Genomic DNA, 3,233 nt, shown 5'->3' on the forward strand with positions numbered 1-3,233 from the left:
CAATATGTCGCCGAATGGCAGATCGACGTCTCGACCGATTCCCGCCTCGACACCCATCAGGACGCCTTCGGCAACGTTACCCATGTGCTCACCTATGGGCCGATCGCCGACCTCACCATCCATGTCGAGGGCCTGATCGAGACCCATGACACCGGCGGCGTGCTGCGCGGCACCGACGAGCGATTTCCGCCGAGCCTGTTCCTGCGCCCGACCGCGCTGACCTCGGTCAATCCGGCGATGGCGACGTTTGTCCGCGAGATGCGCGCGGAATCCGACGGCGACGTGCTCGGCTTCCTGCACGCGCTGATGGTGCAGATCAACGAGCACATGACCTTCGACGAGGACCCGACCCATTCCGGCACGTCGGCGGCGGAAGCGTTCGGGCTGAAGCGCGGCGTCTGCCAGGACTACGCCCACATCTTCATTGCCTGCGCGCGTGCCGGCGGCGTGCCGGCGCGATTCGTCTCCGGTCATCTCCTGCGCGCCGACGGCACCGTTCATCAGCAGGCCGGCCACGCCTGGGCGGAAGCCCATGTGCCTGATCTCGGCTGGGTCGGATTCGACACCGCCAATGGAATCTGCACCACGGATGCGCACGCCCGTGTCGCGATCGGGCTCGATTACCTCGGCGCAGCCCCCGTGCGCGGCACCCGCTATGGCGGCGGCAACGAGACGCTGACGGTCGCGGTCAAGGTCGAACAGGCCGGACGGCCCGGCCAGTGGCAGAGCCAGTCGCAATAGCGCCCATCACTGCGAGTGAAGCGAAGAAATCCACGCCTCAACACGGGGACAGATGGATTGTTGCGTCGCGTTGTTCCTCGCAATGACAGTTTGATCGCCGTCACTTATCCAGCCAGACGTCCTCGAAGCGCAGATTGTTGTACTGGCTGTTGTCGTGCGGCTTGAAGTTCTTCACGTGCGGCTGCCAGCAGTTGCCGGCGGAACTATGCAGGATGACGGGGCGCGCGGCATCCTCCACCAGGATCCGTTCGATATCCCATACCATCTTGCGCCGCTTTTCCTTGTCGAGCTCGCGTGACTGCGCCGCCAGCAGCTTGTCGACCTCGGCGTTGCAATACTGGGTATAGTTGCGTTCGGAGTTGCACGAATAATTCTCGACGATGTTGCCGTCGGGGTCGTCGACGCTCACGCCTGTGACGTTGAGGCCGATCGTGTAGTCCTTGCGCTGCAGCTTGGAGTACCAGCGCGGCGTATCCAGAATGTCCAGTTCGGCGACGATGTGGATCTTCTTGAGCTGGTCGGACAGGATGACGGCCGGATCGCGGTAGGTCGGCAGGTTGCGCGTCTGGATCTTGATCTGCAGCGGCTTGGCGTCGCTATAGCCGAGCTTCTGCATGATGGCCTGGGCCTCAGTGAGGTTCTTCTCCGCTTCGGAGCCGTAGCCGGTCAGCGAGGCCTGCATCTCCGCCGGCATGCCCCACTCGCCCTCCGGCTTCGGCAGCATCGCGCCGCCCAGCCGCGCGGTTCCCTCCATCAGGATGCTGTTGAACGGCTTGCGGTCCAGCGCCAGCGACATCGCGCGGCGGATCTCCGGATTGTCGAACGGCGGATTGACGCGGTTGACCATCAGATTGATCAGGGTGCCTGTCGTGATGACCTCGCAGATGGCGTTCGGCGCCCGCGCCTTCACGTCCTTCATCAGGGGAATGCTGACGTCGGAGGGAAAGGTGATGTCGTAATCGCCGGTCGAGAACGCCAGCATGCGCGTGGCGCGGCTGTCGATGGTGCGCACCGTGATCTCGTCGAGATAGGGCCGGTCCTTCTTGAAATAATCGGGGTTGCGCACGAGGCGGATCGATTCGCCGCGCTTGAACTCGACGAATTTGAAGGGGCCGGTGCCGATCGGCCTGGTGCGCATCACCTGCTGCGGCACATGACAGGGATACACGGCCGAGAAGGCGCTGGCGAGCAGCACAGGCAGGCTCGGCTGCGGCTCGCTCAGTTCGAAGGTTGCCTCGAAATCGCCGTTGACGCTGACGTCCTTCAGCTTGGTGTACCAGACCTTGCGCGGATTGCGCTTGAAATCCTGCGTCTCGGCCTTGCCGATCAGCATCCGCCAGGTGCACTGCACGTCTTTTGCGGTGAATGGCTGGCCATCGTGCCATTTGACGCCCTGTCGCAGCTTGAACGTCAGCCTGGTGTTGGTTGGGTCCCACGCCCAGCTTTCGGCGAGATCGGGAACGACGGTCTCAATGCTTTCGTGGACCTTGGCCGGATCGAACGTCACGAGATTGTTGAACACAGCCGCGAACGGCATCACCGAGGCAATGGTCGATTCTTCCAGCAGCGAAGTCGAAGGTGGATTGTCGTTGTGGTAGAGCCTGAGCGTGCCGCCCTTCTTCTGCGCCATGGCCGGAATTGCCGTGAGCAGCGTGATACAGAGCGCCGCCACAGTGACGGTGAGTTCGCGCGATAGCCGGCTGGCGCGCATGATAAGCCTCCCAATGCTTCTTGTTCTTCGAAGGCCAGCGTGCCGGAGACGGCGGACTTAATCAATATTCGCAGGCGCGATAGCCCGATGCGGCATACGCATCTGCCATGGCCTCGCCCCTGCGGTGCATGGTTCCGATCCGGGTTTGTGCCTTCGGATTGTCCTGTTCGGCAAGCGGCCGCGTCTGCCAAAGCTGATTTCCGCATGCCTTCCCCCACCTCCCCGCGACCTGATCAAGCTGCCGGATACATGCCGCGCCACGGGAATTGGGGTTGGATGCCCCCTCGAAATTGGCTACTAGTTTGGCCGCGGAAAATGGACGCGCGCGGGGAGTTGGAATGACCTATTGCTGCGGAATTCTGGTGCGGGACGGTCTGGTGATGATCGCGGATACCCGGACCAATGCCGGCCTCGACAACGTCTCGACCTTCCGCAAGCTGCATATCTTCTCGAAACCCGGCGAGCGCATCATGGCGATCGCCAGCGCCGGCAACCTTGCGATCAGCCAGTCGGTGCTGTCGACGTTGACCGAGGGTATCGAAGATCCCGACACCGGCGATGTCGAGACGCTGATGAACGCGCCGACCATGTTCCAGGCCGCGCAGCGCATCGGGCGCGCCATCCGCCTGGTCCACGCCACCGAAGGCCCGGCACTGCGGTCCGAGGACGTCTCCTTTGACGTCTCCTTCCTGTTCGGCGGCCAGATCCAGGGCTCGCGGATGCGGCTGTTCATGGTCTACACCGCCGGCAATTTCATCGAATGCACCACCGACACGCCCTA

Annotated in this window: 2 protein-coding genes and 1 pseudogene; 2 read left to right on the top strand and 1 reads right to left on the bottom strand. The window is 63.0% G+C overall.

The genetic code is table 11. The annotated features are described in order from the left end of the window. Positions 1–741, top strand: a 741-nt coding sequence (locus V7E26_RS29745; RefSeq protein WP_324422957.1) for a transglutaminase family protein, incomplete at its 5' end; no start/stop codon positions are given. A gap of 100 nt (positions 742–841) precedes the next feature. On the opposite strand, the gene V7E26_RS29750 is transcribed toward V7E26_RS29745, so the two are convergent. After that, positions 842–2,452 (bottom strand): ABC transporter substrate-binding protein, encoded by a 1,611-nt coding sequence (locus tag V7E26_RS29750; RefSeq protein WP_324422958.1) that lies wholly within the window; start codon positions 2,450–2,452, stop codon positions 842–844. Between the two features lie 338 nt (positions 2,453–2,790). Here V7E26_RS29750 and V7E26_RS29755 point away from each other — a divergent pair. Next, positions 2,791–3,233, top strand: a pseudogene (locus tag V7E26_RS29755) (peptidase); the annotation flags it as partial.

Origin of the sequence: Bradyrhizobium sp. (assembly GCF_036735945.1) — a bacterium.
GTDB lineage: Bacteria > Pseudomonadota > Alphaproteobacteria > Rhizobiales > Xanthobacteraceae > Bradyrhizobium.